This window comes from Citricoccus sp. GCM10030269, assembly GCF_042665635.1.
GTDB lineage: Bacteria > Actinomycetota > Actinomycetes > Actinomycetales > Micrococcaceae > Citricoccus.
Genome location: NZ_JBHTCV010000005.1, coordinates 930,002 through 955,882, shown reverse-complemented (window position 1 = coordinate 955,882; position 25,881 = coordinate 930,002). Strand labels below are relative to the sequence as shown.

Below are 25,881 nucleotides of genomic sequence, written 5' to 3'. Positions count from 1 at the left end.
GCCCGCCGACTCAGGTTATCAAGGCAGGCGAGCGCGATGTCCGGCCGGGGCCGGCGTCGGGCCGTTACTGCTCTTTCCACCCCAGGACCCGCGCCACCTCGACCCACTGCTGGAACAAGTGGGCGTTGTACTCCACCCCCAACTGGTTCGGGTTGGCCATCAGCACGTAGTCGGCGGCCTGAACGGCCTCATCCCGGCGCAACAGCTCGGCGACCTCGTCGATCGATCCCGAGTACGTGGGGCCGCTGCGGGCCTTGCCTCCCTCGAGGTGTCCCGAGGAATCAGAGCGTTCCTGGTGGCCACCGAAGTACCTCTGGTCCTGAGCGGAGACGATGGGGAACACCGAGCGCGTCACCGCGGTCAAACCGCCGGTGGTGTGGCCGGATGCGGCATAGGCCTGGCGGTACTGGGCGATCTGGTCGGCCTGCTGGACGTGGAAGGGCCGGCCGTCGTCCTGCAGCAACAGCGTGGAGGAGACCAGGTTGTAGCCCTGCTCGCCGGCCCGGATTCCGGACGCCGTATTGCCCGACCCCCACCAGATGCGGTTGATCAGGCCAGGCGACTGCGGCTGGATCGCCAGCTTCTCCTGACCGGGCTGGGCCCAGCCGGACGTCGGATCCGCATGGGCCACCATCGCCCCGGAGATCGCCTCTCGGAACCGCTGGCCGCGTTCTTGGGCGAGCTCGGACCACGTCTGTCCCGGTTCCAGGTCATAGCCGAACTGATGTTGGCCGTCCCGGGCCGCCTCGGGGGAGCCACGCGAAATGCCCAGTTGCAGTCGGCCATCGGAGATCAGGTCGGCGATCGCGGCCTCTTCGGCCATGTAGAGCGGATTCTCATACCGCAGATCGATGACACCGGTGCCCAGATCGATGGTCTTCGTTCGGGCCGCCATAGCCGCCAGCAGGGGGAAGGGCGCGGAGAGCATGTTCTGGAAGTGGTGTGAACGGACCCAGGCTCCGTCCAGTCCGGCCTCCTCGGCGGCCACCGCCATCTCGATGGTCTGGGTCAGGGCACCGGCCGCGTCGGGCGTGCGGGTTCCGGGCACGGCACTCCAGTGCCCGAAATTCAGGAATCCAATCTTCTTCATATTTTGAACAACGCCGGGAACGCCCGAGTTCTTCCGTGCCCTCTGCCACACGACTAAGGCCCCGCCTGCAGGAGTGACGGCGTTCTGGGATAATGGGTGAAATGACTGCCGTGACTGACGCTTCCCAGCGCACCGAATCCGCGGCCCAGACCCCAGAGCGCCTCAACCTGCCCGCCCTGCAGCTGGGCCCTTTGACCATCGACGTCCCGGTGGTCCTGGCTCCCATGGCCGGGATCACCAACACCGCGTTCCGGCGACTGTGCCGGGAATACGGCGGTGGACTCTACGTCTCCGAGATGGTGACCGCCCGCGCCCTCGTGGAGCGCCGGCCGGAGTCACTGCGCATCATCCATCACGATCCGGACGAGATCCCGCGCTCGGTCCAGGTGTACTCCGTGGACCCGGTCACCACCGGACAGGCCGTGCGCATGCTGGTCGAGGAAGACCACGCGGACCACATTGATCTGAACTTCGGCTGCCCCGTGCCCAAGGTCACCAAGCGCGGCGGCGGATCGGCGCTGCCCTGGAAGTCGGACCTGTTCGCCTCGATCGTCGCGGCGGCCGTGCGCGAGGCCTCGAAGAAGAACATCCCGGTCACCGTCAAGATGCGCCGCGGCATCGACGAGGACCACCTGACCTACCTCGACGCCGGCCGAACCGCCCGGGACTTGGGAGTCGCCGCCGTCGCCCTGCACGGGCGCACCATGGAACAGCACTACTCCGGCAAGGCCGACTGGGATTCGATCGCCCGGCTGCGCGAGGCCCTGCCGGACATCCCCGTGCTGGGCAACGGGGACATCTGGAGTGCCGAGGACGCCATCGCGATGGTGCGGCGCACCGGGATCGACGGCGTCGTCGTCGGCCGTGGTTGTCAGGGTCGGCCGTGGCTGTTCGGGGACCTGCAGAACGCCTTCGAGGGCTCCGACCAGCGGTTCCGTCCGGGACTGGCCACGGTGGCCGACACCTTCTACCGTCACGCCGAGCTGCTCGTGGACACCTTCGGCGGCGATGAGGGCAAGGCCCTGCGGGACATCCGCAAACATGTGGCCTGGTACTTCAAGGGCTACCAGGTCGGCGGCGAGCTGCGGGCTCGGCTGGCGCAGGTGCCCGATCTGGCCACGCTGCGCGAATTGCTGGACGAGCTCGACCCCACCGCCCCGTACCCCGGGCCCGACGCCGAAGGCCCGCGCGGGCGCGCCGGTTCACCCAAGCGTCCCCACCTGCCCGAGGGGTGGCTGAACTCCCGCGAACTCGACGCGGACCAGAAGGCGATGATCCGAGCGGCCGAGTTGGACGTCTCCGGTGGCTGAACCGGCGTCGCTCCCGCGGCGCGTACGGCACCACCAAGCCGTGCTCTTCGGGCCCGAGGGGCGTCCGCCCTATGCCGGCCGTGCGGCCGAACTGCCCGGCTACACACCGGCCGACCGCGAACGGTGGCTGCCCGAGCCGAGCAAGAGTTCCTACCGCTCCGACTTCGAACGCGACCGGGCCCGCATCCTGCACTCCTCGGCCCTGCGACGGCTCGGGGCCAAGACGCAGGTGGTCGCCCCGGACGAGGACGACTTTGCCCGTACCCGCCTGACCCACTCCCTCGAGGTGGCCCAGGTCGGCCGGGAACTCGGGCGATCACTGGGGTGTGACCCGGATGTGGTGGACGCGGCGTGCCTCTCGCACGACCTCGGCCACCCGCCCTTCGGCCACAACGGAGAGCGCGCCCTGAACGCCCTGAGCCAGGACATCGGCGGATTCGAGGGCAACGCCCAAACGCTGCGGCTGCTCGCCCGGCTGGAAACCAAGAAGTTCTTCGAGGACGGCACCTCGGCCGGACTGAACCTCACCCGGGCCTCCCTCGACGCGGCCTGCAAATACCCCTGGACCCGCGACGACGCCCCCGTGGACTCCCACGGTCGGCCCACCGGGAAATTCGGCGTCTACACCGACGACTTAGACGTCTTCGCCTGGTTCCGCCGGGGCATCACCGGCACCCGCAAATCCATGGAAGCCCAGGTCATGGACCTGGCCGATGACATCTCATACTCGGTGCATGACGTGGAGGACGGGATCGTCAACGGTCAGTTCCAGTTGCGCTGGCTCACCGATCCGGAACAGCGGGCCCTCGTGATCGACCGGACCCGCCAGTGGTATCTGCCGGACACGGAACCCGACGCCGTAGACGCCGCTCTGGCGCGGCTGGAAGCCACAGACGTCTGGGTCGCCGAGGCTGACGGCACCCGCCGATCCCGAGCGGCCCTGAAAGACATGACGAGCCAGCTCATCGGCCGGTTCTCCAACGCCGCCTTCGATGCCACCCGTGAGGTCTACGGCAACGATCCCCTGACCCGCCACACCGCCGACGTGGTGGTCCCGCTGGAGACCGAGATCGAGATCGCCACAATGAAGGGCATCGCCGCGGCCTACGTGATGAGCTCCGAGGCCCGCCAGCCACTCTATGCGCGTCAGCGCGAGCTGCTCACCGAGCTCGTCGAGTTCTTGTGGGCCACCGGCGAGCAGTTTCTTGACCCGATGTTCGCCGGGGACTGGCGCGAGGCCACTGATGACCGTGCCCGCCGCCGGGCCGTCATTGACCAGGTGGCCTCGCTGACCGACTCCACGGCGCTGGAGTGGTACGCCACGTTGGTCCGTGGCGAACCGTTCCGCCGGGCCTGGTACTAGAGGTCTCCGGGGCCCAACGACGGCACGGCAGCCGAATCCTCGGCCAGCTCTTCGACCACGGGCGTGCCGTAGACGTGGAACTCCGGAGGAATCGGCGCGCCCCATCCCGGCTTCAGGCTCCATTCCTCGGGGGTCCACACGTACGTTTCCGCATCCGGGGCGAACCGGAAGTATCCGCCGTTGGCCACCTCGATGCGGTTGCCGCCCGGCTCGTGGGTGTAGAGATAGAAGCCCTGGATGGCGGTGTGCTTCGACGGTCCGGCTTCGATGTAAATCCGGGCGTCGGCCATGATGTCCGCAGCCCGCAGGACCTCCTCGCGGGATTCCACGGCGTAGGCAAAATGGTGCAGTCGTCCCGAGCCAACAGTCTTCTCGGCCGTGTAGATCAGCTCGTGGCCCTGCAGACTCGAACTCATCCAGGCTCCGGCCTCGCCACGGTCCTCGGGCATGAGGATCACCTCGTAGGTGCGGAGGCCGAAGCCCTCCTCCCAGAACCGGCGGCAGCGGCGGACGTCCTGGGCCAGCAGGTTCACATGGTCCAGGTGTTTCACGTTGGCGCCGCGGCCGGCGTAGGCCTGGAAGTTGGTGGGGATGACCGGCGCCTTGTCCGCCGGAGCGCGATAGTGCGTGGTTTCCCAGTAGATCCGAAAGGCGTCCATCCGGGTCCTTGAAGGCGTAGAACGGGCCGATGCCGTTTTCCGGCTCGAGCCACTCACCGGCGTGCCCGTGCTCTTCCAGCCACTGGACACCACGCTCCAGCGCCTGCGGACTGGACATCCGCCAGGACAGGTACTCCAGCCCGGCATGCTCCGCGGCGGTGACCTTGACGGTCCACTCCTCGTAGGTGTTGAAGGACCGCAGATACGTGCTGGCGCCGTGCGTGCCCACCACGTCCATCCCCAGCAGGTCGTGACAGTAGGCGACCGTCTCCTCAGGACTGGGAGAGTACACCGCGTGCACGCCCAGGTGGGCGAGTTCGTGGCGGGATTCAGTATGAGCCATGTCGGTATGAGCCATGTCGGTGTCAGCCACGAAGATCGCCACCGTTCATCATCGGGCCCGGGACAGCGTCCGGGGCTAATCGAGGGTCGCGGAAGACCCCGCGGATCACGCGTTCGCCCAGGCGCCAGCCGCTCTCCAGCCGCACGTAGGTGTCGGCGAAGTCCGCGATCAGGTACACCTGCGGAACGCCGGGCGAGGGGTCATTGCTCGCAAAATTGTGCCAGGTGCTGATGCCGCGGACGGTGGTCTCGTCCACCTGGCCCAGGACCTGGTTGCCCAGGCCATGGCGGGTGGTCCGGGTGCCGGTGCGGGCACGATAGGAGGCGATCACCGTTTCCGCGCCACGGAGCTCGCCGTGGTGTCCGGAGTACGTGACGTCAGGGGCCAGGATCTCTCGCAGGGCCTCGTACTGATGGCGGTCCACGGCCCAGGCCCAGCGGGAATCCAGGTCGGCGATGGCCGCGCGGGTCTCGGCGGACACCGGGGCGGGAGGGGGAACTGGGAGGTCCTCGGCCGTCATCGGGCCTCCACCGGATTCCACAACGTGCCGATCCCGTCGATGGAGACGTCGATCCGGCCGCGGAGCCGGTTCAGGTCCACGTTCTGTACGGCGCCGCCCCGAGCCGACTTCTTCAGGGCCGTGCCCATCGCGATCACGTCCCCTGGTTCAAGGCTCATGTAGGAGGAAGCGTAGGACACCACCTCGGCCACGCTGAAGCGGAGATTCATCGTGTTGTCGTCCGTGACGAGCCGGTCATCGTGCGTGCACGTGATGCGCAGATCATGGGGATCCGGCACCTCACCGGCGTCCACCACCCAGGGGCCCATCGGTCCGAACGTGTCTGAGCCCTTGTACCGGGCCGGGTAGCTCACCCAACTCTCCACGTAGCGAATCCCGTCGGCGGCGTCCGGATCGGGGTGAATGGCGCGGTAGTGGAAGGTGTCCTCGCCGCGCATGGTGGGGGAGGTGAGGTCATTGAAGACGGTGTAGCCGAAGACGTGCTCCAGCGCCGAGGACGCGGGAATGTCGGCACCTTCACGGCCGACGACGACGGCTAGCTCCGGTTCGGGGTGGACCCGCCCCATCTCCGGGCGCAGTCGGATGGGCTGGCCGCACCCCACCAGCGAGGAGGACGGCTTGACGAACATCGCCGGGGATTCGGGGCCACTGATGATCCGGTCCGGATTGGCGCTGTTGTTGAGCGCCACGCCCAGGATCTTCCGAGGCCGTCGCACGGGAGGCAACCAGGAGACCTCGTGCAGTGACACTCGCTGCCCGTCGTGCAGGGCGGACTCGGCCTCACCCCTCCACGACGACCCGTTGACATGGCGCTCCAGCAGGTCGTCAAGATCCCGGTAGCCGGGGATCACGGCCGCCTCGGACTCGCTGGAGCGCACCACCACGGCCGTCGTGCCGTCGTCGAGCTGGATGGTGCCTAAATGCATCGCATGATTCCTTACTGCCCTGTGACTCTTCTGACTCTTCTGACCCTTCCGGCTCTTCCGGTCGACCGCCGGTCACACGGTGACCACCTTGGGGCTGGCCACCGCCTTGAGCCCGTGCAGACCGAATTCCAGGCCGTAGCCGGAGGCCTTGGTGCCACCGAACGGCACCTCGGGGTTGAGTGTGCCGTGCTGGTTGATCCAGACCGTGCCGGAGCGGATTCGCCCGGCCACCTCCAGCGCCTCCTCGCGCTCGCCCCAGACCGAGGCGCCGAGCCCGGCATCCAGGCGGTTGGCCATGTCCACGGCCTCGTCCACGGTGCGGTAGGGCACCACCGGCAGCACCGGTCCGAACTGCTCCTCGGTGACCAGCGGGGCGTCGTCGTCGATATCGGCGACGATCGTGGCCTGGAAGAATCGCGGTCCGAGTGCGGGCTCCGGCGAGCCACCCGTGACGATGCGCGCCCCGCGCTGGCGGGCATCGTCCACGAGATCGCTGACGATGCGGAACTGGCCGTCCGTGGACAGCGGGCCCAGCGCCGTGGACTCCTCGACGCCGGCGCCCATCGGCAAGGACGAGGCGACGGTGGCCAAGGCCTGGACGGCCTCCTCGTACTGGGACTCGTGGACGTACAGGCGTTTCATCGCCGCGCAGGTCTGTCCGGTGTTGATGAACGCGCCCCAGAACAAGCCCTCGGCCAGCGGCTCGATGTCCGTGCCCGGCAGGATGATGCCCGGGTCGTTTCCGCCGAGTTCCAAGGTCAACCGGGCGAGGTTGTGCGCCGAGCTCTCGATGATCTTCCGGCCGGTGGCCGTCGAGCCCGTGAACATCACCTTGTCCACATCGGGGTGCGCCGCGAGGGCCGCACCGACCTCACGATCACCGGAGGACACGGCCGTGAGAACATCCTGGGGCAGATGCCGATTCATCAGCTCCACCACGGCGAGCACACTCAACGGGGTGTACTCGCTGGGCTTGGCCACCACGGTGTTGCCCATCCGCAGGGAGGGCGCGATCTGCCAAATGGCGATCAGCGCCGGCCAGTTCCACGGGCTGATCGCACCCACCACGCCCAAGGGGTCGTAGTAGATCTCGCTGCGCTGGCCCTCCGGACCTTCGAACACCACCTCAGGCTCGACGACGGCATCGGCCGCGCTGCGAAGCCAGACGGCGCAACCCGCGGCCTCGAACCGGGAGCCGGCCCCATTGAGCGGTTTGCCCTGTTCGCGGGAGATGATGTTCGCCAGTTCACCGGCGTGCGCGTCGACCTCGTCGGCGGCCAGGCGCAATAGCCGGGAGCGCTCCTGGTGGCCCAAGCTGGCCCACCCGGGCTGGGCGGACCGAGCCGCCTCCACCGCAGCGTTGAGATCGTCGACGCTGTGCTGGGGCGCATAACCGATGATCTCGTCGGTGGCCGCATCCGGCACAGGCCGTGCGGTGGGCTGTGATGCGGCCGGGGCCAAAACAGCGTCCAGCAGGGCGTTGGTCGTCTCGAGTGACATGGTCGTCTCCATCGTGGGAATCATTGGTTCTCGTAGGTGGCGACGCAGGCCGCCGTGGCGTCTTCGAAGTCCGACTTGTTGGCCTCGAGGCCGGCTTGGTAGTCCTCCAGCACGCCCTCGGCGTTCTCCAGGCCCTGGCTGGTGGACAATTCGACCCATCCGTCCAGCAGGGAGGATTCCTGCTCCTCACGCCATTCGGCGGTGACGGACTCGTCCCAGGAATCCAGCTTCTCGACCGTGGGTGAGTCCAGCATCTCGGGACACTGAGCCTCGGCCTGTTCCTTGAACACCGTGGCCCCCTCGCCGTCGGAGATCTCGGCAGCGGCCTCGTCGACGACCGCCTTCAGGTCGTCCGGCATCTGGTCGTACACGTCTTTGTTGAGCCACATCCCGAAGGACGAGTACTCGCCCAGCCCGGGATCCGTCCAGTACGGCAGGATCTCACTCAGCCCGTAATTGACCGGGAAGTCCATACCGGCGGCGACGCCGTCGACCACGCCGCGTTCCACGCTCTCGTAGGCCTCATTGGCCGGCAGGGCGACGATATTCGTCCCGGCCCCCTCGAAGAGCTGCTGGCCCAGGGGGCCGGACACGCGCAGGGACAGACCCTTGAGGTCTTCCGGCCCGTCCACTTCCTCCGGGCTGCCGATGAGCAGCTTGCCAACGGGCCAGGTGGCGATGTGGTGCAGGCCGTTGCGATCCATGATGGCCTTGGCATCGGGATTCTCCACGTGCAGGTCGTGGAGTGTCTTGGTGATGGCCTGCCAGTCGTTGCCGATGAAGGGAATGCTGACCAAGCTCGTGGTGGGGAAGTACTGCGGAGTGTAGTCCGGGATGGTCACGCCGATGTCTGCGCGTCCGTCTCGCACGCAGTCGGCGATCTCCTGGGCGTTGCAGAGCGAGTACGCCTCGGTCCGCTCGACAGCGATCCGGCCATCGCTCTTCTCCTCGATCATGTCGAGGTACCGGTTCTGAAACGCCTGGTTCGGAGTCCCCTCGATGGCCGAGGTGACCAGTGTCAGCGTCACCTCCGGTTCTGCGTCCGCCGAACTGTTACCGCCGCCGTCGTCCTGGACCACTCCATCGGAACATCCGGACAACAGGGCGAGAGACGCGGCGCCGGCCAGGGCGACGGCCGCCAGCCAACGGGAAGGTGCGATGTTCATGATGGGTGTCCTCTCCAGGGGGATGGGGGGCCATTCGGTGTGTGTCTGGATGCGTCTGGGTGTGTCTGAGTGTCGTGTCTCCACTGTGCGCCGCCTGGGACGGGCACGTTAGTCGCTCGGTGAACGCTTCTTGTCCGGATGTGCACCGGCGGTTGAGCAGCCGGCTATGAGACCACCAGCGAGGGCAGGAACAAGGTGATCGCTGGGAACAGGAAGAGAATGGTCGAGGTGATCAGATCGATCCCCACGAGGGGGGTGACTCCGCGGAAAACCTGCTCCGGTTTCACACCGGTGGCGCCGGAGACCACGAAGGCGAGGATTCCCACAGGCGGGGTGACCATGCCCATCTCGATGAACTTCACGATCATGATGCCGAGCCAGACACCGCTGAAACCGAAATCCGTGGCGATGGGATACAGCAGGGGCACGGTGATGATCAGGATGGACATCGACTCCAGGAACATGCCCAGCGGGATGAGACAGATCAGCAGGATTCCCAGGACGACCATCGGTGGGAGCGGAAGATTGCCGGCCCACTCGGCGATGGCCTGGGTGACGCCCGCAGCCACGAAGAAGGTTGAGAGGACCGCTGATCCCACCACCACGAAGAACACCATGGACGTGGACTCCGCCGTGTCCAGCAGGGACTGCCGGAAGTGTTTCCAGATCCCCGCCCAGCCGAGTCTGCGGTTCTCGACCATCAGAATGACCAGGGCGGCCAGTGCACCGATGGCGGCGGATTCGGTGGAGGTGAACAGCCCGGAGTACATGCCCCCGAGCACGACGGTGAAGAGGATGCCGATGTGCAGTATCCCGCGCCACGGCAGTGAGCGGACCGTGCTGCTGGTTCTCTTCGCGGCCAGTTCCGTGCGGGCTCCATCGATGCTGGCCGAGAGGTCGGTCGGTTGGCCTCGAGGGACCTGTCGGTGGGCGACGACCATGATGTAGGTGATGTATCCGGCCGCAGAGAGCAGTCCGGGCACGATCCCGGCGGCGAGCATCTGGGCCACCGACTCCTCGGCCAGTACCGCGTAGAGCACCAGGAACGTGCTCGGCGGGATCATCACGCCGAGGGTGCCCGCCACCGCGACGATGCCGGCTGCGAGATGTGCCGGATAACCGTTGCCGCGCATCTGGTTGACGGAGAGCTTGGCCATGGTGGCAGCCGTGCCGATGCTGGAGCCGGAGACAGCGGCGAATCCGGCACAGGCCATGACTGTGGCGACTCCGAGACCGCCGGGAGCCCGGCGGACGAAGTGGTTGGCCACGGTGAAGACGTTGTCCGCGATGTTGGCCCTGACGGCGAGCATGCCCATGAGGATGAACATCGGGATGATCGTCAGGGTGAACGTCGCCGTATTGGCGAACGGGACTGAGCCGAGGGTGTTGCTCGCATAGTCGGTGCCCTGCAGCAGGACCAGCCCGATTCCGCCGGAGAGCCCGAGACTGAATCCCACGGGCACCCGGATCGCGAGCAGGGCGATCATCAGGGCAAGCGTGAGGACAACGACGTGCCAGATCTGCATGATGTCCGTTCTCAGATTCCGGGCGCCGGTAGCGGCGCCCCACGGTTGTCGTCGCCGTTGTCGTCGCCGTTGTCGTCATCAGTGACGTCACCGTCCGCGCCGAAGGGCCGGCGACCGGTGTTGATGCGCAGGAGATTGACCACACACGCCAAGGTGAGGACCAGGAAGCCCACGGCGATGACCCAGCGCAACGGCCACAGGGGCCACTGGACTAGTCCCATGCGGACCTCATTGAGTCCGGTGGAGGCCAGGGCTCGGCTGCAGGTTGTCCAGGTGAACCACGCGGCTGTCAGGGAGCACAGCGTCCACGCGATGGTCGCCACCACTCGGCCGGCACGCTGACCCAATCGGTCCGTCAGCAGCGAGACGGAGACATGCGCGCCGGTCACGGCGGCCCAGGGCAGTCCCAGGAAGATGGAGACGACCAGCGCGGACTCCGAGATCTCCACCATCGACGGCAGACTGGCACCGGTGATCCACCGGGTCACCACGTCGAGCGCGATGGCCAACATGACCACGACGACGGCCAGGGAGGCCAGAATGCCGAAGACGCGGCTCACCGCGATCACGGCGGTCTCGATCATGATCCCTTCGCCTCCCAGTAGGTATAAGCCTGAGAATGGTCGACATTGCCCAGTGACTCGAGCGCCTGGCTCAGGGCTGAGGCGGTGGCCTCACAGACGATGGCGTCGACGCCGGTGGAGGCTTCGAGGCCTTGGGCGATCAACACGTCTTTGGTCAGGAGGGGGAGGGCGAATCCGCTGGCGAACTGCCCTTCGACCACGTGCGGTCCGAGCACGTGAGAGCTGGAGAAGGTCTGGCCCGTGGAGTCGTTCAGGATGTCGACCATGAGCTGACGGTCCAGCCCGAACCGTTCACCCGCCAGCAGAGCCTCACACGAGGCCACGAAGGCTGCGCCCGCCACGAAATTGTTCAACGCCTTCATGGCGTCACCGGTGCCGAGTTTGCCCGTGCGGTAGACCTGCCGGCTCATCGTCTCCAGCACCGGCATCGCTCGGCTGGCCGCCTCGTCGTCGTCGGCGCCCAGCATGATGGACAGCGTGCCCTGCACCGCTCGTTCCCTCGCGCCGGAGACGGGCGCGTCCACGAGAGTGACCCCGTGCTCGGAGAGCAGCGCCCCCGTCTCCACGGTCTCGCGGGGATCCGATGAGCTCATGTCGATCACCACGGAACCGGCGCGCAGCGGAATCGCCAACGCGCCGTCCGGGTGGAGCAGCACCGACCGGACGATCGCACTGGTGGGCAGCATCGTCACCACAACGGTGCACTCGGCCAGACCGTCCAGCGTTTCGGCGGCGTGACCGTTGATCTCGGCGGCCACCTCCGCCGCCCGGCCGGGGGCGGCGTCGTAGACCACCGGGTCGTATCCGTGGCGGGCGATGTTCGTGACCATGGGATGGCCCATGGTGCCCAATCCGATGAACCCGACGACGTCGTGCATGGAGATCCTCCAGGATGACTACATGATGTGGTGCGCCACGTGGCGCCTGATAAGCCGCCGGCCGGGATTACAGCCGGGGCGTCCGTTGTGCTTCCCCGTCCATCTCGAACGGGAGGCCTTTCTCCTCCAGAACCTCCGCGAGGGCGCGGAGTCCTTCATTCGAGGCCGGGATGCCGCAGTAGAGCACGGCATGCACGGCGATCTCGCGCAGCTGTAGAGGAGTCAGGCCGTTGGCCAACGCGCCGCGCAGATGCACTCGTAGCTCCTGCTCGTTGCCCTGGGCGATGAGCATGGCGATCGTGATCTTGCTGCGGTCGGGGATGGACAGCCCCTCGCGCTGCCAAATGTCCCCGAAGCAGTATCGGGTCACGAAGTCCTGCAGCTTGTCATTGAGGTCCGTGGTGTGGTGCACCTGGTCTTCCGCGCCTTCGATGCCGAACATCTTTCGCCGCTGCTCCAGACCCACGTCGTGTTGCGCGTCTCGAATGACCATGCTGTCTCCGTCCTGACCGGAACTGTTCGTGCTGACGCTTTGAAGCTACCGCCGCGAAAGCGCTCAGTTCTTGTCAGTCGGCGCACCTCGATGGACCTGGCGTGCACGTCAGGTCAACTGGCGCACCGATGAGCTTTGACGCTCTCGGAAGGACCGGGGAGACACTCCGAATTCCGCCTTGAACACTTTGCTGAAGTGGCTGGCGTCCAGAAAGCCCCAGCGCTGTCCGATGTGAGAGACCGACAACGTCGACTGAGCCGGATCCAGCAAGTCGCGGCGGCAGTGCGCCAACCGCCGGCTCCGGATGAACGAGCTCACCGTGGTGCCTTCGTTGTGGAACATGTACTGCAGGTAGCGCACCGAGACGTGATGCTCGTGGGCGACCTTCCGGGCCCCGAGCTCGGGGTCGTCCAAGTGATCCTCGATGTACAGCTTCACCGCGTGGAGTTCCTCGAGCCGCATCTGCTCGGCGGAACGTTCCGTACTGACGATCTCCGAGTACGCCAGTGTGGTCAACAGGTCCAGAGCGGAGCGGAGAATGCGTTCGCCGTTCACCCCTTGGAGCAGATCGAGGTTGGCGGCCATGTGCTGGATGAACGGGGAGATGATGCTGCCGATGCCGTCGTCGCCGGGGAGTCGCCGGGCGGTGATGCGCTGGATCAGTCGTGAGGGGACTTCGAAGACGTGCTGAGGGAAGGCGAGGACGAGGCAGCTCACGGCACCGGTGAAGTCGAGCGTGTACGGCCGAGCAGTGTCATGCAGCACGATGTCGCCGGCGTGGAACTGCGTCGATCTGCCATCTTGAGAGACTTCGCCCTTACCCTCGACGAGCAGAGTCAATTTGACGTGGTTGGCATCCGCCGGCGAGATCAGGCGCGGTTCGCGATGCACGCTGTGGGCATCGGCCACGATCTCACTGATGGTGATCCCCTCGATGACGCGACACCGCATGGTGGCTTTGAAGGTCGAAGCGTTGGGGGCGGTGACGTGGAGCGGCACGAATCTGTTGCCGGCGATCTGCCGCCATTCGTCGAGCGACTGTGCCTGGTTGGCGGTCAGATCTTCATTGTGGAGTACTGCTTCCACGACCATGGATCCTCCCCTCAAGGGACATGCTGCGAACTGCAGCATCCGTCCGTGTGATCTAGGTCATACTACAGAGGATCTACGGGAGGTCGCTGGCGCTGTCCACTTCTGTGCCTCGTGGAAGCTGAACCAGGTAGTCAACGAGTGCGTCGAACTTCGCCGTCCGCGGTGAGCCGGTGGTCCGCGTCAGACAGACGGTGGTGTCCGGCACGTCATCGGCGATCTCCAGTTCGACGAGCTCCCGGCCGTCATAGCTCCGCGTGGTCCTGGGGCGCTGGAACATCACGGCCCATCCCAGTCCGCGACCGACCAGGCACCGGGCCAACTCATAACTGCCGACGGTGTGGGCCACGGTGGGGGAGAGGTGCAACCGATCGAAGAGGTGGTTGGTGTTCTGCTTCGTCGGCTGAACGTCCAGGACGATGAGTGGTTCCTCGATGAGTTCGGACAGGCTGACCCGTCTGGCGGCGGCCAGTCGATGGTCGGCGCTGATGATGATGTGCGGTCTGATGTGTCCCACCGGTGCCGAGGTCAACTGTGGCGAGACGTCCACCTCGTACATCAGCGCCGCCTCGAGGCGCCCGTGGAGTAAGAGGTCGGTGAGCTCCGGAGCGCTCGACTCGTGGACGCTCAGATCCAGTCCGGGGTGCATGGTGCTGAAGTTCTCCAGCACCGCCGGCAGGAAGAACGGTCCGAGGGTGGAGAAGCAGCCGATGCCGAAAGACCCGGTGAGTGAACCCTTGGTGGAGACCGCGTCTCCGGCCAGGCTCTCCGCCTCGGCCAGCACCCGGCGGGCGACGGACAGCAGTCGCAAGCCGGCCGAGGTCAGGGTCACGCCTCGTCCCTTACGGCGAATGAACAGCTGGAGTTGCAGGTTCCGTTCGAGCTCGTCGACGGCCAGGGCCAGAGCCGAAGCGCTGACATGCGATCGGTGCGATGCCGCGCTCAAGGAGCCCTCGGTGGCGATGGCGTCGAAGTACTCGAGCTGTCGCAGTGTGAACGGAACCGGGGCCATCCTCAGTTCTCCTTGCCTGCATCGTCGTGAAAATATGTTTTACATCACAGTCGCCTGCGGCCAAGCTCGACCATATCGAATCCAAGAGAACGAGGAGAATCATGGCCAAGAACTTGGAAGAAGCCATCGCCGAAGCCGGGAACCCGGTGGAGTTGCTGTGGGAGTCACAGACTCCGCCCGCCGTCGTGCCCCGGGTGGTGCAGGAGTTCTCCAACTGGCGTGACGAGCAGCTGGCGTGGCGCCGCACCGCCGTGTTGTTCGACCAGTCCCACCACATGGCCGATCTCAATATCAAAGGCCCCGACGCCCTGAAGCTGATCCGGGACACCGCCGTGAACTCGGTCGAGAACTTTCCCGTGGACGTGGCCAAACAGTACGTGGCCGTCGGTCCGTCCGGTCACGTGATCGGGGACAACATCCTGTTCCACCTCGAGGAGGACGAGTACCAGGCCGTCGGCATCCCGCCGTCGATCAACTGGCTGCACTACCACGTCGAAACCGGCGGCTACGACGTGGAGATCTGGCGCGATGATAACTCCCTCTACCGCCAGGGCGATCCGGTGTTGTACCGCTACCAGATCCAGGGCCCCGGAGCCATGGACGTCATCACCGCAGCGTCCGGCCAGGAGCCGCCCAAGCTAAAGTTCTTCCATATGACCCGCCTGACGATCGCGGGCAAGGAGGTGCGAGCCCTGCGGCACGGCATGGCCGGGGAGCCGGGGTTGGAGATGTGGGGACCCTGGGAAGACCAGGAAGCAGTGCACTCCGCACTGTTGGAGGCCGGCCAGCAGTTCGGCCTGACTCAGGTCGGTGGCCGGGCCTACCACACCAATGCCCTGGAGTCCGGTTGGCTTCCCCGGCCCCTGCCGGCCATCTACTCCGGCGAGGAGCTCCGCGGGTACCGCGAGTGGCTCACCGACCGGGCGTACGAGACGACGGCGCCGCTGGGCGGCTCGTTCCACTCCGAGAACATCGAGGACTACTACGTCACGCCGTACGAGCTCGACTACGGGCGGATCGTGAAGTTCGACCATGACTTCATCGGCAAGGACGCGTTGCAGAAGATGGAGCAGAACGGCGAGACGGGTCGGCGCAAGAAGGTGACCCTCGTCTGGAACGGCGACGACACCGCTGAGGCCTTCGGGTCGATCTTCAAGCCCGGCCCGAAGGCGAAGTTCATCAACCTGCCGATGTCGCTCTACGACACGTTCCACTTCGACCGGGTCGAGCAGGACGGGCGCACCGTCGGGGTGTCAACATGGACCGGCTATTCGGCCAATGAGCAGTCCATGCTCTCGCTGGCCGTCATCGACGCCGACCTGGCCGAGCCCGGAACTGAGTTGACGGTGGTCTGGGGTGAGGACACGCCCTCGTCCAAAGTCCAGGTGGAGGACCACGAGCAGGTTTCCATCCGCGTGACGGTGCAGCCGGCTCCGCTGACCGAACAGGCCAGGACCGCCTACCGCCAGGACTGATTGACGGCTGACAGGACCATGGTGACCGAACGGTTCATTCCGCAGCTGCCCGCCGAGTTGGACTCCGACTCACGTGCGGTCTACGAGTCGATCACCGGCGGCAGCCGGGCCAGTGCGGCGGCGGTGACGCCGATCGTCGATCATGACGGACGCCTGATCGGCCCGTTCGGTCCCATGGTGCTGAGCCCTGGCGTGGGCGATGCGGTGCAGCGTCTGGGGGAGGCGCTGCGGTTCCGCGGGACACTGGACCCGCGGACCCGCGAGTTCGCGATCCTGGTGGTGGCTGCCGAGCAGCGCAGCGGTTTCGAATGGATCGCGCATGTCCGCGCCGGGCGGCAGCACGGTCTCTCGCCCGGGGATGTCGAGTCCTTGCTGGCAGGGAGGCGGTCCGGAGACCCGCACCTGGGCCGTGTCGAACGCCTGCTCCAGTCGCTGGCGCGCACGGGGACTCTGGCTGACGAGACCTTTGCCGACGCGGTGTCCCAGCTGGGCCAGTCCGCCGTGGCCGAGCTGGTTTGGCTGCACGGCTACTACACCATGCTGGCCACAGCGCTGCGCGTGTTCGATCCGCCGGTCCCGGAGTCCGCCACCGCGGTCTTCTCCGACCAGACCGACTTTCCCGACTAGACCGACTCCCCGACTAGACCGACGAAGACCGGTTCGGCGCGTCCACCAGAGCAGGCAGCACCGTTCCGGCGTTCCCGGCGACGTGGACGGTCGCGGCAGTGGAGAACTCGGTCACCTCTGGATTGACCTCGACGACGGCGGCGCCGGCGCCCAGCGCGACATACGGCAGGGTGGCGGCCGGCTGGACGAGGGCGGAGGTCCCGACCACGACGGCGAGATCGCAGTGCTCCAGTGCCGCGGAGGTCTGCGCGAAGGCCTCCTCCGGCAACATCTCGCCGAACAAGACCACGCCCGGTCGTATCCGTCCGGTCCCACAGACGGTGCACAGCGGCGGGCCGTCCGCCGGCTCTTGCTCGTGCGGGTCATCCTCGCTGGGGTCGTGCTCAGCCGGTGTTCCGCACTCCGCGCAGTGATAGTCGAACAGGGAACCGTGCAGGTGGGCCTTCACCTCGGCGCCAGCACGTTCATGCAGGTCGTCCACGTTCTGGGTGGCGATGACGAGCGAGCCGGCCGCGCCGCCGTCGGGCTGCTGGGCCAAGCGCCGTTGCCACGTGGCGATGGCGCGGTGGCCGGCATTCGGTGAGCAGCCGCGCACTAGGCGGGCACGCCACTGATACCAGGACCAGACGAGCGCGGGGTTCTCGAGCCAGGCCTCCTCGGTGGCCAACTCCTCGGAACTGAATCGCTCCCACAAACCTGTCTGAGCCTCGCGGAAGGTCGGCACACCGGACTCGGCGCTCATGCCGGCGCCGGACAGCACCACCACCCGCCGGGCGCGGCGGGCCAATTCGGCGGCTTCCGCCAGGCCGGGTACGTCGTCGTCCGTCATGGCGTCCACTGTAGGCAATGCAGTGGACCGGCGCCGCTGTGGACCAGCGCCGCGGTGATCAGCCCCGCCGCCTAGACTGTCGGTATGGCGGGTCTGATCAAGCGCGAGGACATCGATCTTGTCCGTGAACGCTCGGACCTCAAAGAGATCGTGGACAGCTTCGTCACGCTGCGCAGCGCCGGCGTCGGCTCCTACAAGGGACTCTGCCCCTTCCATGATGAACGCAGCCCGTCCTTCCACGTCCGTCCGTCCGTCGGCAGCTACCACTGCTTCGGGTGTGGCGAGTCCGGGGACGTCATCGCCTTCCTGATGAAGATGGAGCACACCACCTTCGCCGAGACGGTCGAGCGACTCGCCGCCAAGGCCAACATCGAGCTGCACTATGAGGACGGCGGCACCGGCCCGGACCAGGAGCAGGTCGGCCGCCGCCAGCGACTGCTCGAGGCGAACAAGATCGCCGATGAGTACTTCCGCGAACAGCTCGGCACCCGAGGTGCCGCCACGGGTCAGCAGTTCCTCTCCGGTCGCGGCTTCACCGCCGAGCATGCCCGCCAGTTCGGTGTCGGTTACGCCCCCCAGGGCTGGGACAACCTGCTCAAGCACCTGCAGCGCAAGGGCTTCCGCGAGGACGAGCTCAAGCTCACCGGTCTGTTCTCCGAGGGGCAGCGGGGCATCTACGATCGCTTCCGGGGCCGGCTGGTCTGGCCGATCCGGGACATGACCGGGGCCACCATTGGTTTCGGCGCCCGCAAGCTCTTTGAGGACGATCCCGGACCGAAGTACCTCAACACCCCGGAGACGCAGCTCTACAAGAAGTCCCAGGTGCTCTACGGCATCGACGTCGCCAAGAGGAACATCGCCAAAAAGCGCCAACTGGTGGTGGTGGAGGGGTACACGGACGTGATGGCGGCGCACCTCTCCGGCGTGGACACGGCGGTGGCGACCTGCGGCACCGCTTTCGGCTCCGACCACGTGAAGATCGCCCGCCGGCTGATCTCCGACGACGGCACGGGCGGGGAGATCATCTTCACCTTCGACGGTGACGAGGCCGGTCAGAGGGCCGCCCTGCGCGCCTTCGAAGAGGACAGCAAGTTCCTGGCCAAGACGTACGTCTCCGTGGAACCCAGCGGCATGGACCCCTGTGACCTGCGCCAGGAGCGGGGCCCGGAAGCCGTGATGGCGCTGATCGACGCGCGGCGGCCACTGTTCGAGTTCGCCATCAAGGTGGGCCTGAAGAACTACAACCTGGACACGGTCGAGGGCCGTACCGGAGCCCTGCGTCACGCCGCCCCGATTGTGGCCGGCATCAAGGACCCGGTCGTCCGCCCGGGCTATGAACGGGAGCTGTCCGGCTGGCTCGGCATGGATCCCGGCACCGTGCACCGAGCGGTGCAGGAGGCGCAGCGCGCGGGAGCCTCGCCGTCGTCGCGCCCGGGGAATACCACCCGCCAAGCTCGTCCCGACGGCGGCCGCGGCACAGACGCCGCCGAGTCCGGCTACCAGCGCCCGGACGCGAGGGATCCGGCCGCCCGCATGGAGAAGGAGGCCCTCGAGGTGGTGCTGCAGCAGCCCACCCTGCTCTCCGCCGAGCAATGGCAGGCCTTCTATGCGGCTGAGTTCAAGGTTCCGGCGTATTCCGTGGTGCACTCCGGAATCCGTGCGGCGGGGATGGCCGGTGCGACCCCCTCTCAGTGGGTGGAGCAGGTGCGCCAGGAGGTTCCCGCGGAGCTCGGATCACTGGTCAGCGAACTGGCGGTGACGCCGTTGCCCGCCCGCACGGAAGAAGATCTGATCCGCTACAGCCGGGACATCATGAACCGCCTGTTCGAACTGCAGATCACTCACCAGAAAGCCGACCTGATGGGACGCCTGCAGCGCCTGGGCCCCGAGGGTGATCCCGCACAGTTCGAATCCCTGAACCGGCAGCTGCTGGAACTCGAGAAGAGGCGGCGGGCGCTCCGGGCGCGGGACTGAACGACGTCTGACCACCACGAGCATTCCCCGCTATGAGAGGAACATGCATGAGCGAGCTCCATACGTCAGCGGTCATCGTGGGCGGAGGTATCGCCGGTCTGACCGCTGCGGCCTCCTTACTCCATCGAGGCTGGACCGTGACCGTGGTGGAACAGGCAGCAGAGTTCGGGGAAGTAGGAGCAGGCCTGGCTATCACCGCCAATGGTCTGTCTGCGCTGGCCTCGCTCGGTCTCGAGAGCGTCGTGCGAGATGCCGGTTATCGGATACACGTGGCCGGAACCATGGACGAGAGTGGGAACTGGCTCATGCGCATCCCGCGCAGCACCGAACCGGATTCCTCGCAGGAAGTTGTCGGGATCCACCGGCAGGAGCTTCATCGCATACTTCTCGAGGCTGCCGGCGACGCGCGCCTTGTTTCGGGAGCGCGCGTGGTTTCCGTTGACCCGGGGACCACGGACGGTCGCCCAGCAGTGGTGCAGAGCATGTCGAGGCGCGGCACTGAGGAGTTCCGAGCAGACCTTCTCGTGGCTGCTGACGGATTGCGCAGTGGCGTGCGTACCCAGCTGGCACCGGCCTCATCACCTCGATACACCGGCAAGTCGTCCTGGCGGGGCATCGTCAACGATGATTCGCTGATTTCGGAGGACTTCATCGTCCGATGGGGACGAGGCGCAGAGTTCGGTGCCGTGCGGATCAGCGACAGCCAGGTGTATTGGTACGGCTACATCCACTCGCCGGCGGATATGCGGTGGCGCGATGAGAAGGCGGCGGCGGTCGAACACTTCTGCACCTGGGCAGAACCGGTGCCCTCTCTCATCAGGCGCACCCCGGCCGAACGCCTGATGCGGCACGACGTGCACGCTCTGGCGCCGCCGTTGAAGGCGTATGTCTACGGCCGCACGGTCCTGATCGGCGATGCGGCGCACGCCATGGTTCCCACGATGGGGCAGGGCGCGAACTCATCCCTTGAGGATGGCGTCTGCATCGGTGAGATGGCCCGATCGGTGAATGCCGGCACGCCTGTGGCTGCCGCGCTGGAGCATTTTGACGCTACTCGTCGCCCGCGTACCCAACAGATCGCGCGCCGTTCAGAACTGACCGGACGGCTGGGAGCGGATCTCCGCGGAAGGTGGGCGGTTGCGGTTCGCAACCTCGCCATGAAGAGCGTCCCCGCCGGCCCGGCCGCCGCGGCCGGCGCGTCGACCCTCTCCTGGAAGGCACCGGCCTAAGAGACTGCAGAACGATGCGGAGGCCTCAGGGGACTTCGCACCTCACCCGCCGTGGGGCGCGTCCGGGTGTTCCGGGGACTTGCGCCGCCAGTGCATCACCAGTTCCTTGGTCCGCACGATCCGCAGCGCCGTCACCAGGAGAATCCCGCCCACCATGTTGAACACCAGGGTGTAGGCGAACCAGCCCAACCACTGCTGCACGGGGATATCCGCACCGGACAACATCGCGCCGAAGACCAGCAGCGAGTCCAGGATCGAGTGGAAGAGCTGGAGGCCTGCCAGCAGGAACCCGCCGCCGACGGCCGCGACCACCTGGACGATCTCCGACGTCGTGCCCTTCTGCATCCGGGTCATCAACGTCATGGTGCTGCCGCCGAGGATGGCCAGGCAGACTGTCTGCAGAGAGAACGGGGCGTCGACGAAATGCCGTGCCGACTCCTCGAGGAGGGCATGCCATTCGGGGAAGGCCTGGGTCACCAGCCACATGAAGATCCACGCGCCGACCAGGTTGCTGACGAGGGTTCCAGCCCAGAGCTTGCCCAGTTGCCAGATGCTGGCCTGCCGGGTGACCAGCCCCATCAGCGGCATGTGGAAGTCCTCGGTGAACAGCTCGCTGTGGGCCAGCAGCACGGCGATCAGGCCGATGCTGAAGGCCAGTCCAGCCAGCAGATGACTGTCCGTCTCGTGGAGTACACCGAGGTAGGCCATCACGCCGAGGCCGATCTCCATGCCACCGAACAGTCCGGTGATCACCACGGCACGGAACGTCCGCTGGAGCCGTTCGGCCCCCTCCTCCATGGTGCTCTCGAACGCTTCCTGCAGGTGCTGTTCGATGGGGAAGTCGTTGTCGCCGAGTTCCCGCCGTCGTTCCTCGCTCATGGCCGCCCCTCCCGCGCCGGTTCCGTTGGTGGCTCAGTGTAGAGGAGAGCACAGAAAGGGTGCGCCGGGTGAGCTGTCGCTGCACCCGGCGCACCCCGTGTCCGGTGTGGCCGTTCTGGGTGATTACTCGCCCAGGCTGACCCACACCCCCTTGGTCTCCGTGTAGGAGTCCAGCGCCTCGCCGGTCATCTCACGGCCCCAGCCGCTCGACTTGAAACCGCCCCACGGTGCGGCTGGGTCCAGCAGTGGCGGAGCGTTGACGTAGACCTCACCGGCGCGGATGGCGTGGGCCAGCCGGTGTCCGGCTGCCACATCCTTCGTCCAGACACAGGCGACCAGGCCGTAATCGGTGTCATTGGCCAGCGCCACGAGTTCATCCGGATCGTCATAGGTGATCACCGGAAGCACCGGCCCGAAGATCTCCTCACGGGCGATCCGCATATCGTGCTTGACTCCGGTGAACAGTGTTGGCGGAACGTAGAAGCCGGACGCGTATTCGCCACCGGGGCGCTCGCCGCCCAGCACCACCTCCGCCCCTTCTTCGCGGCCGGAGCTGATGTAGTCCTCCACGTGCTTCTGGTGCTCCGCTGAGACGAGGGGTGTCAGCTGGCTGTCCGGGTCACTGCCGGGGCCCATCTTCACCTCGGACATGGCGGCGGCCAGCTTCTCGGTGAACTCGGCCTCACGGCTGCTGTGGACGTAGAACCGGCTGTACGCCGCGCAGGCCTGGCCACTGTTGAACAGCCCACCGAACATGCTGCCGGCCACGGCCGAATCGAGATCGGCCTCCTGGGTGATGATGCTCGGCGCCTTGCCGCCCAGTTCGAGGGAGACGCGCTTCAGGTTGCTCGCCGAGCCCCGGACGATCTCCCGGCCGACCTCGGTGGAACCGGTGAAGGAGACCTTGTCCACACCGCGGTGATTCACCAGTGCCTTGCCCACCTCTGGACCGCCCGTCAGCACGTTGACCACACCGGCCGGGACACCGGCCTCCGTGCAGAGCTCGGCGAAGCGCAGCGTAGTGAGCGGAGTCTGCTCGGCGGGCTTGATGATGACGGTGTTGCCGGTGGCCAACGCCGGGGCGAGTTTCCACACGGCGATGGTCAGCGGGAAGTTCCACGGCGTGATCAACGCGCACACACCGACCGGCTCACGGCGGGTGTAGTGCAGCATCCCCGGAATGGACACCGGGCTCACCGTGCCGGTGATCTTCGTGGTCCAGCCCGCGAAGTAGCGCAACTGATCCGCCGCACCGGCCATGCTGCCGGTGGCGAAGCCGACACCCTGGCCCTGGTCGCGGCTCTCGAGCTCGCCGAGCTCACTGGCGTTCGCCTCCAGCAGGTCCGCCAGGCGCCACAGCAGCTTGCCGCGGTCCGAGGCAGACATGCCCCGCCAGGCGTCATCGTGGAAAGCTCGCTGAGCGGCCTCCACGGCGGCGTCGACGTCGGCCGAGGTCGCCTCGATCGCGGTGCCGATGACGGAGCCATTCGAGGGGTCCACGGTGTCGAAGGTCTCGGAGCCGGAACCGTTGGTCCACTCGCCGCCGATGAAGAGTTGTCCCTGTGTCGTCATGCGTTCTCCTTGAACAGTGTGGTCTTGTGGTCTGTCGGGTCTGGTGGGTCTGTGGTTCAGTCGAAGAGAATCATGCCGCGCACATTGCGGTGCTCGCGCATGTCGTCATAGCCCTGGTTGATCTGATCCAGGGAGTAGGTGCGGGTGATCAGTTCGTCGATCAACAGCTCACCGCGCGAGTAGAACTCGAGCAGTTTGGGGATGTCGGACCGTGGGTTCGCGTTGCCGAACAAGGTGCCGATGATGGTCTTGCGATAGGCGGTGACCTCGAACATGGACATCTTCACGTCGTCCTCGGTGTCGGAACCGAGGGAGGTCAGAGCGACCCGGCCCAGCTTTCCGACGAGCGAGAGGGCTTCGCCGATCATCTCGCCGTGCACCACGCCGACGGTGATGAGGGCCGCGTCGGCCATCTTGCCGCGCGTGAGGTCGGTGAGTGCTTCGCGCGCCTCGTCAACGCTCGCGTAGGTGTGGGTGGCTCCGAAGCGCCGAGCCTGGTCACGATTGAACTCGGAGGGATCGATCGCGACGACGCGGCTCGCACCGGCCATCTTGGCTCCCTGCACGGCGTTGGCGCCGACGCCGCCCACGCCCATCACCGCGACCGTCTCTCCGGCACTGACCTTCGCCGCGTTGATGGCGGTGCCCCAGCCGGTGGTAACGGCGCAGCCCACCAACGCGGCCTTGTCCAGCGGGATGTCCTGGTCGATCGTGACCACGGAGGATTCTCGGACGACGGTGTACGGCGAAAAGGTGCCGAGCATGCACATCAGCCGCGCGTCCCGTCCGCCGACGTGGTGGCGCGACGTACCGTCCCCCTGCAGCCCGACGGCGATCCCGGCGCCTTGGTCGCATAGGCTCTGGTATCCCTTGGCGCAGTATTCGCAGCGCCCGCACGCCGGGACGAAGCTCAGGACGACGTGGTCGCCCTCTTTGACATCGGTCACCAGCGGACCGACCTTCTCCACGACGCCGGCGCCCTCATGGCCGCCGATCACCGGTAGGGCGTCAAAGGGCATGTCGCCGACGCGCACATGCTCGTCCGAGTGGCACAGCCCCGACGCCGCGAGGCGAACGAGCACTTCATCGTTGCGTGGATCGTCGAGTTCGAGTTCCTCGATCTTCCAGTCCTGGCCGTAATCCCACAGCACTGCTGCTTGCGTCTTCACGGAGCCTCCCTGCCACGGCCGAACCACGTCGACCGATCGAAGTGATCTTCATCGAACGGCCGCGGGTCCGTCGTCTACGCTTCACCATCACCGGATCTGCAACCGTGATCGCGACGGTATGGGACGGCGGGCACTGAGAGGTGAGTCACTTCCGTGGCACGAAAGGAGGCTCGGTCAACGCACAGGGATTTCCGCCTCTACCGGTTCCGCACCTCGAGCGCTCGGAGCAGGTCTTCTTCGGCGTGCAGCCCTCCGCGCACTCCTCGCGGGATGCGGAACAGGAAGAACATTCCGAGCAGCCACCATGCTCCGAAGAGCATGTAGGAGACCGGGTGGATCGACGCCGGCATGCCGGGGATGTACAGCGAGATCAGGGCGAGGGTCAGGACGACCCCGGCGATGCCGACGGCCATGCCCATCCGGCCCTTGCCGGCCACGAAGGGCCGCTCCATATCCGGCTCGCGACGACGCAGGAGGAGAAACACGACGCAGACCAGGAAGTAGGAGATGACGATGCTCGGTGATCCCGAGTCGACCAGCCAGCCGATGGCTCCCTCGCCGAGGAAGGGGGCGGCGGCTGACAACACACCGATGAACAGGATCGCGTTGGACGGGGTGTGGAAGCGGGGATGGATCTTGCCGAACCACCGGGGCAGCATGCCTGACTGACCCATGGCCTGCATGAGTCTGGAGGCACCGACCAGCATCGCGATCCACGAGGTGAGGATGCCTGCGACACCGCCTGCGATGAGGACGTTGGCCATCAGTTGGCTGTCGAAGAGCGCGCCCATGGCGTCCGCCGTCGCGAGATCGGAGTTCAGGAGTGCGTCCACCGGCATGGAAGAGGCGGTGGTCACAGCGGTGACGACGTACCAGGCGGTGGCGATGAGCACGGAGATCACGATGAGCCGGCCGATTCGATTCGGGCTCATGCGCAGTTCCTCGGCCGTCTGGGGGACCACGTCGAAGCCCACGAATAGGAAGGGGACGACGATCAACACGGTGAAGATGCCGGCCGCATCGGTGAAGAACGGCTCCATGTTGGAGACCGTGCCGCTCGTGGAGGAGCCGAAGATCAGGAGTACGCCGACGACCAGCAAGAAGAGAACGACGAACGTCTGGACGATGCCCGCGGTCTTGATGCCGATGTAGTTGACGACAGTGATGATGATGGCGCCGATGGTGCCGATCAGGGCCCAGGTCAGGGTGACCTCGGACTCGAAGATGCTCCAGAGGTGAACCTGTCCGATGTCCGGCCAGATGTACTCCAAGGTCCGCGGCAGGGCCACCGCCTCGAAAGCGATGATGGTGATGTACCCGCCGGTGATGCCCCATGAGCCGACAAAGGACCATCGGGCTCCCATGCCTCGCATGAGGTAGTGATGTTCGCCCCCGGAGCGGGGCATGGCGGCCGTCATCTCGCCGTAGACCAGCCCGACGACGGCCATGATGAATCCGCCGATGACGAGGGCCACCACGGCCCCCAGGGTGCCGGCGCCCTCGAGCCACGAACCGGTCAGCACCACCCAGCCGAAGCCGATCATGGCGCCGAATCCCATGGCGTAGGCGTCGACAGAGCTGAGCGCCTTCTTCAGGCGCGGGGCCTCAAGCGTCGGACTGGGGGTCTGTGTCATGGCTCCGGGCCATCCAATCTTCGGGAAGGAGTAC

General features: G+C 66.4%; 23 protein-coding genes. 6 read left to right on the top strand and 17 right to left on the bottom strand.

Going from position 1 to position 25,881, the window contains the following annotated elements:
- Positions 1–64 precede the first annotated feature (64 nt).
- Entirely contained in the window at positions 65–1,090 is a 1,026-nt protein-coding gene (locus ACFQQD_RS11590) for an LLM class flavin-dependent oxidoreductase (RefSeq protein ID WP_378089453.1), read from the bottom strand.
- A 101-nt stretch (positions 1,091–1,191) separates the two neighbouring features.
- On the opposite strand from ACFQQD_RS11590, the gene dusB reads away from it, so the two are divergent.
- Positions 1,192–2,400 (top strand): tRNA dihydrouridine synthase DusB, encoded by a 1,209-nt coding sequence (dusB, locus tag ACFQQD_RS11585; RefSeq protein WP_378089451.1) that lies wholly within the window; start codon positions 1,192–1,194, stop codon positions 2,398–2,400.
- 40 nt (positions 2,401–2,440) lie between these two features.
- A complete protein-coding gene (locus ACFQQD_RS11580) occupies positions 2,441–3,763 on the top strand; it encodes a deoxyguanosinetriphosphate triphosphohydrolase (protein WP_378090114.1) in 1,323 nt (440 codons plus the stop codon).
- Here the strand turns inward: ACFQQD_RS11580 and ACFQQD_RS11575 are convergent.
- From ACFQQD_RS11575 to ACFQQD_RS11525, 11 genes are all read right to left on the bottom strand, one after another.
- Positions 3,760–4,422: a VOC family protein gene (locus ACFQQD_RS11575; RefSeq protein ID WP_378089449.1), complete on the bottom strand. Its 663-nt coding sequence runs from the start codon at positions 4,420–4,422 to the stop codon at positions 3,760–3,762. The genes ACFQQD_RS11580 and ACFQQD_RS11575 overlap by 4 nt on opposite strands.
- Before the next feature lie 365 nt (positions 4,423–4,787).
- Entirely contained in the window at positions 4,788–5,285 is a 498-nt protein-coding gene (locus ACFQQD_RS11570) for a nuclear transport factor 2 family protein (RefSeq protein WP_378089446.1), read from the bottom strand.
- Entirely contained in the window at positions 5,282–6,211 is a 930-nt protein-coding gene (locus ACFQQD_RS11565; RefSeq protein ID WP_378089444.1) for a fumarylacetoacetate hydrolase family protein, read from the bottom strand. The genes ACFQQD_RS11570 and ACFQQD_RS11565 overlap by 4 nt, the downstream gene beginning before the upstream one ends.
- 72 nt (positions 6,212–6,283) lie before the next feature.
- Positions 6,284–7,711, bottom strand: a complete 1,428-nt coding sequence (locus ACFQQD_RS11560) for an aldehyde dehydrogenase family protein (protein ID WP_378089442.1) — start codon at positions 7,709–7,711, stop codon at positions 6,284–6,286.
- A gap of 20 nt (positions 7,712–7,731) precedes the next feature.
- On the bottom strand, positions 7,732–8,877 hold the full coding sequence (locus tag ACFQQD_RS11555; protein WP_378089439.1) for a TRAP transporter substrate-binding protein: 1,146 nt from the start codon (positions 8,875–8,877) through the stop codon (positions 7,732–7,734).
- Between the two features lie 164 nt (positions 8,878–9,041).
- Positions 9,042–10,403, bottom strand: a complete 1,362-nt coding sequence (locus tag ACFQQD_RS11550) for a TRAP transporter large permease (protein WP_378089437.1) — start codon at positions 10,401–10,403, stop codon at positions 9,042–9,044.
- Positions 10,404–10,414: 11 nt separating this feature from the next.
- Entirely contained in the window at positions 10,415–10,987 is a 573-nt protein-coding gene (locus ACFQQD_RS11545; protein WP_378089435.1) for a TRAP transporter small permease, read from the bottom strand.
- On the bottom strand, positions 10,984–11,865 hold the full coding sequence (locus tag ACFQQD_RS11540; protein ID WP_378089432.1) for an NAD(P)-dependent oxidoreductase: 882 nt from the start codon (positions 11,863–11,865) through the stop codon (positions 10,984–10,986). The genes ACFQQD_RS11545 and ACFQQD_RS11540 overlap by 4 nt, the downstream gene beginning before the upstream one ends.
- A 67-nt stretch (positions 11,866–11,932) precedes the next feature.
- A complete protein-coding gene (locus ACFQQD_RS11535; RefSeq protein ID WP_378089430.1) occupies positions 11,933–12,358 on the bottom strand; it encodes a carboxymuconolactone decarboxylase family protein in 426 nt (141 codons plus the stop codon).
- A 108-nt stretch (positions 12,359–12,466) separates the two neighbouring features.
- A complete protein-coding gene (locus tag ACFQQD_RS11530) occupies positions 12,467–13,444 on the bottom strand; it encodes a helix-turn-helix domain-containing protein (protein WP_378089428.1) in 978 nt (325 codons plus the stop codon).
- A gap of 79 nt (positions 13,445–13,523) precedes the next feature.
- Complete coding sequence (locus ACFQQD_RS11525; RefSeq protein ID WP_378089425.1) at positions 13,524–14,459, bottom strand: LysR substrate-binding domain-containing protein; 936 nt, start codon at positions 14,457–14,459, stop codon at positions 13,524–13,526.
- Positions 14,460–14,560: 101 nt separating this feature from the next.
- Here ACFQQD_RS11525 and ACFQQD_RS11520 point away from each other — a divergent pair, with 101 nt between their 5' ends.
- A complete protein-coding gene (locus tag ACFQQD_RS11520; protein WP_378089423.1) occupies positions 14,561–15,934 on the top strand; it encodes an aminomethyl transferase family protein in 1,374 nt (457 codons plus the stop codon).
- The gene (locus tag ACFQQD_RS11515) at positions 15,935–16,561 is read left to right on the top strand and encodes a carboxymuconolactone decarboxylase family protein (protein WP_378089420.1); all 627 of its coding nucleotides are present in this window, start codon (positions 15,935–15,937) and stop codon (positions 16,559–16,561) included.
- A 13-nt stretch (positions 16,562–16,574) separates the two neighbouring features.
- Here ACFQQD_RS11515 and ACFQQD_RS11510 read toward each other — a convergent pair whose 3' ends face one another.
- Positions 16,575–17,390, bottom strand: coding sequence for an NAD-dependent deacylase (locus tag ACFQQD_RS11510; protein ID WP_378089418.1), 816 nt, complete (start codon positions 17,388–17,390; stop codon positions 16,575–16,577).
- 84 nt (positions 17,391–17,474) lie between these two features.
- Here ACFQQD_RS11510 and dnaG point away from each other — a divergent pair, with 84 nt between their 5' ends.
- Together dnaG and ACFQQD_RS11500 are read left to right on the top strand one after the other, a co-directional pair.
- A complete protein-coding gene (dnaG, locus tag ACFQQD_RS11505; RefSeq protein ID WP_378089416.1) occupies positions 17,475–19,364 on the top strand; it encodes a DNA primase in 1,890 nt (629 codons plus the stop codon).
- A 47-nt stretch (positions 19,365–19,411) separates the two neighbouring features.
- Positions 19,412–20,593, top strand: coding sequence for an FAD-dependent oxidoreductase (locus tag ACFQQD_RS11500; protein ID WP_378089414.1), 1,182 nt, complete (start codon positions 19,412–19,414; stop codon positions 20,591–20,593).
- 42 nt (positions 20,594–20,635) lie between these two features.
- Here the strand turns inward: ACFQQD_RS11500 and ACFQQD_RS11495 are convergent, their stop codons facing one another.
- From ACFQQD_RS11495 to ACFQQD_RS11480, 4 genes are all read right to left on the bottom strand, one after another.
- The gene (locus tag ACFQQD_RS11495) at positions 20,636–21,472 is read right to left on the bottom strand and encodes a formate/nitrite transporter family protein (protein ID WP_378089412.1); all 837 of its coding nucleotides are present in this window, start codon (positions 21,470–21,472) and stop codon (positions 20,636–20,638) included.
- A gap of 123 nt (positions 21,473–21,595) precedes the next feature.
- Entirely contained in the window at positions 21,596–23,044 is a 1,449-nt protein-coding gene (locus ACFQQD_RS11490; protein WP_378089410.1) for an aldehyde dehydrogenase family protein, read from the bottom strand.
- A 56-nt stretch (positions 23,045–23,100) separates the two neighbouring features.
- Entirely contained in the window at positions 23,101–24,213 is a 1,113-nt protein-coding gene (locus ACFQQD_RS11485) for an NDMA-dependent alcohol dehydrogenase (protein ID WP_378089408.1), read from the bottom strand.
- Between the two features lie 197 nt (positions 24,214–24,410).
- Entirely contained in the window at positions 24,411–25,847 is a 1,437-nt protein-coding gene (locus ACFQQD_RS11480) for an APC family permease (protein ID WP_378089406.1), read from the bottom strand.
- Positions 25,848–25,881 lie beyond the last annotated feature (34 nt).

What these genes read in the sequence shown, in the direction of transcription:
- ACFQQD_RS11590 (WP_378089453.1), bottom strand. Translation starts at nt 1,090, where the DNA reads ATGAAGAAGATTGGATTCCTGAATTTCGGGCACTGGAGTGCCGTGCCC.
- dusB (WP_378089451.1), top strand. Translation starts at nt 1,192, where the DNA reads ATGACTGCCGTGACTGACGCTTCCCAGCGCACCGAATCCGCGGCCCAG.
- ACFQQD_RS11575 (WP_378089449.1), bottom strand. Translation starts at nt 4,422, where the DNA reads ATGGACGCCTTTCGGATCTACTGGGAAACCACGCACTATCGCGCTCCG.
- ACFQQD_RS11570 (WP_378089446.1), bottom strand. Translation starts at nt 5,285, where the DNA reads ATGACGGCCGAGGACCTCCCAGTTCCCCCTCCCGCCCCGGTGTCCGCC.
- ACFQQD_RS11565 (WP_378089444.1), bottom strand. Translation starts at nt 6,211, where the DNA reads ATGCATTTAGGCACCATCCAGCTCGACGACGGCACGACGGCCGTGGTG.
- ACFQQD_RS11560 (WP_378089442.1), bottom strand. Translation starts at nt 7,711, where the DNA reads ATGTCACTCGAGACGACCAACGCCCTGCTGGACGCTGTTTTGGCCCCG.
- ACFQQD_RS11555 (WP_378089439.1), bottom strand. Translation starts at nt 8,877, where the DNA reads ATGAACATCGCACCTTCCCGTTGGCTGGCGGCCGTCGCCCTGGCCGGC.
- ACFQQD_RS11550 (WP_378089437.1), bottom strand. Translation starts at nt 10,403, where the DNA reads ATGCAGATCTGGCACGTCGTTGTCCTCACGCTTGCCCTGATGATCGCC.
- ACFQQD_RS11545 (WP_378089435.1), bottom strand. Translation starts at nt 10,987, where the DNA reads ATGATCGAGACCGCCGTGATCGCGGTGAGCCGCGTCTTCGGCATTCTG.
- ACFQQD_RS11540 (WP_378089432.1), bottom strand. Translation starts at nt 11,865, where the DNA reads ATGCACGACGTCGTCGGGTTCATCGGATTGGGCACCATGGGCCATCCC.
- ACFQQD_RS11535 (WP_378089430.1), bottom strand. Translation starts at nt 12,358, where the DNA reads ATGGTCATTCGAGACGCGCAACACGACGTGGGTCTGGAGCAGCGGCGA.
- ACFQQD_RS11525 (WP_378089425.1), bottom strand. Translation starts at nt 14,459, where the DNA reads ATGGCCCCGGTTCCGTTCACACTGCGACAGCTCGAGTACTTCGACGCC.
- ACFQQD_RS11520 (WP_378089423.1), top strand. Translation starts at nt 14,561, where the DNA reads ATGGCCAAGAACTTGGAAGAAGCCATCGCCGAAGCCGGGAACCCGGTG.
- ACFQQD_RS11510 (WP_378089418.1), bottom strand. Translation starts at nt 17,390, where the DNA reads ATGACGGACGACGACGTACCCGGCCTGGCGGAAGCCGCCGAATTGGCC.
- dnaG (WP_378089416.1), top strand. Translation starts at nt 17,475, where the DNA reads ATGGCGGGTCTGATCAAGCGCGAGGACATCGATCTTGTCCGTGAACGC.
- ACFQQD_RS11500 (WP_378089414.1), top strand. Translation starts at nt 19,412, where the DNA reads ATGAGCGAGCTCCATACGTCAGCGGTCATCGTGGGCGGAGGTATCGCC.
- ACFQQD_RS11495 (WP_378089412.1), bottom strand. Translation starts at nt 21,472, where the DNA reads ATGAGCGAGGAACGACGGCGGGAACTCGGCGACAACGACTTCCCCATC.
- ACFQQD_RS11490 (WP_378089410.1), bottom strand. Translation starts at nt 23,044, where the DNA reads ATGACGACACAGGGACAACTCTTCATCGGCGGCGAGTGGACCAACGGT.
- ACFQQD_RS11480 (WP_378089406.1), bottom strand. Translation starts at nt 25,847, where the DNA reads ATGACACAGACCCCCAGTCCGACGCTTGAGGCCCCGCGCCTGAAGAAG.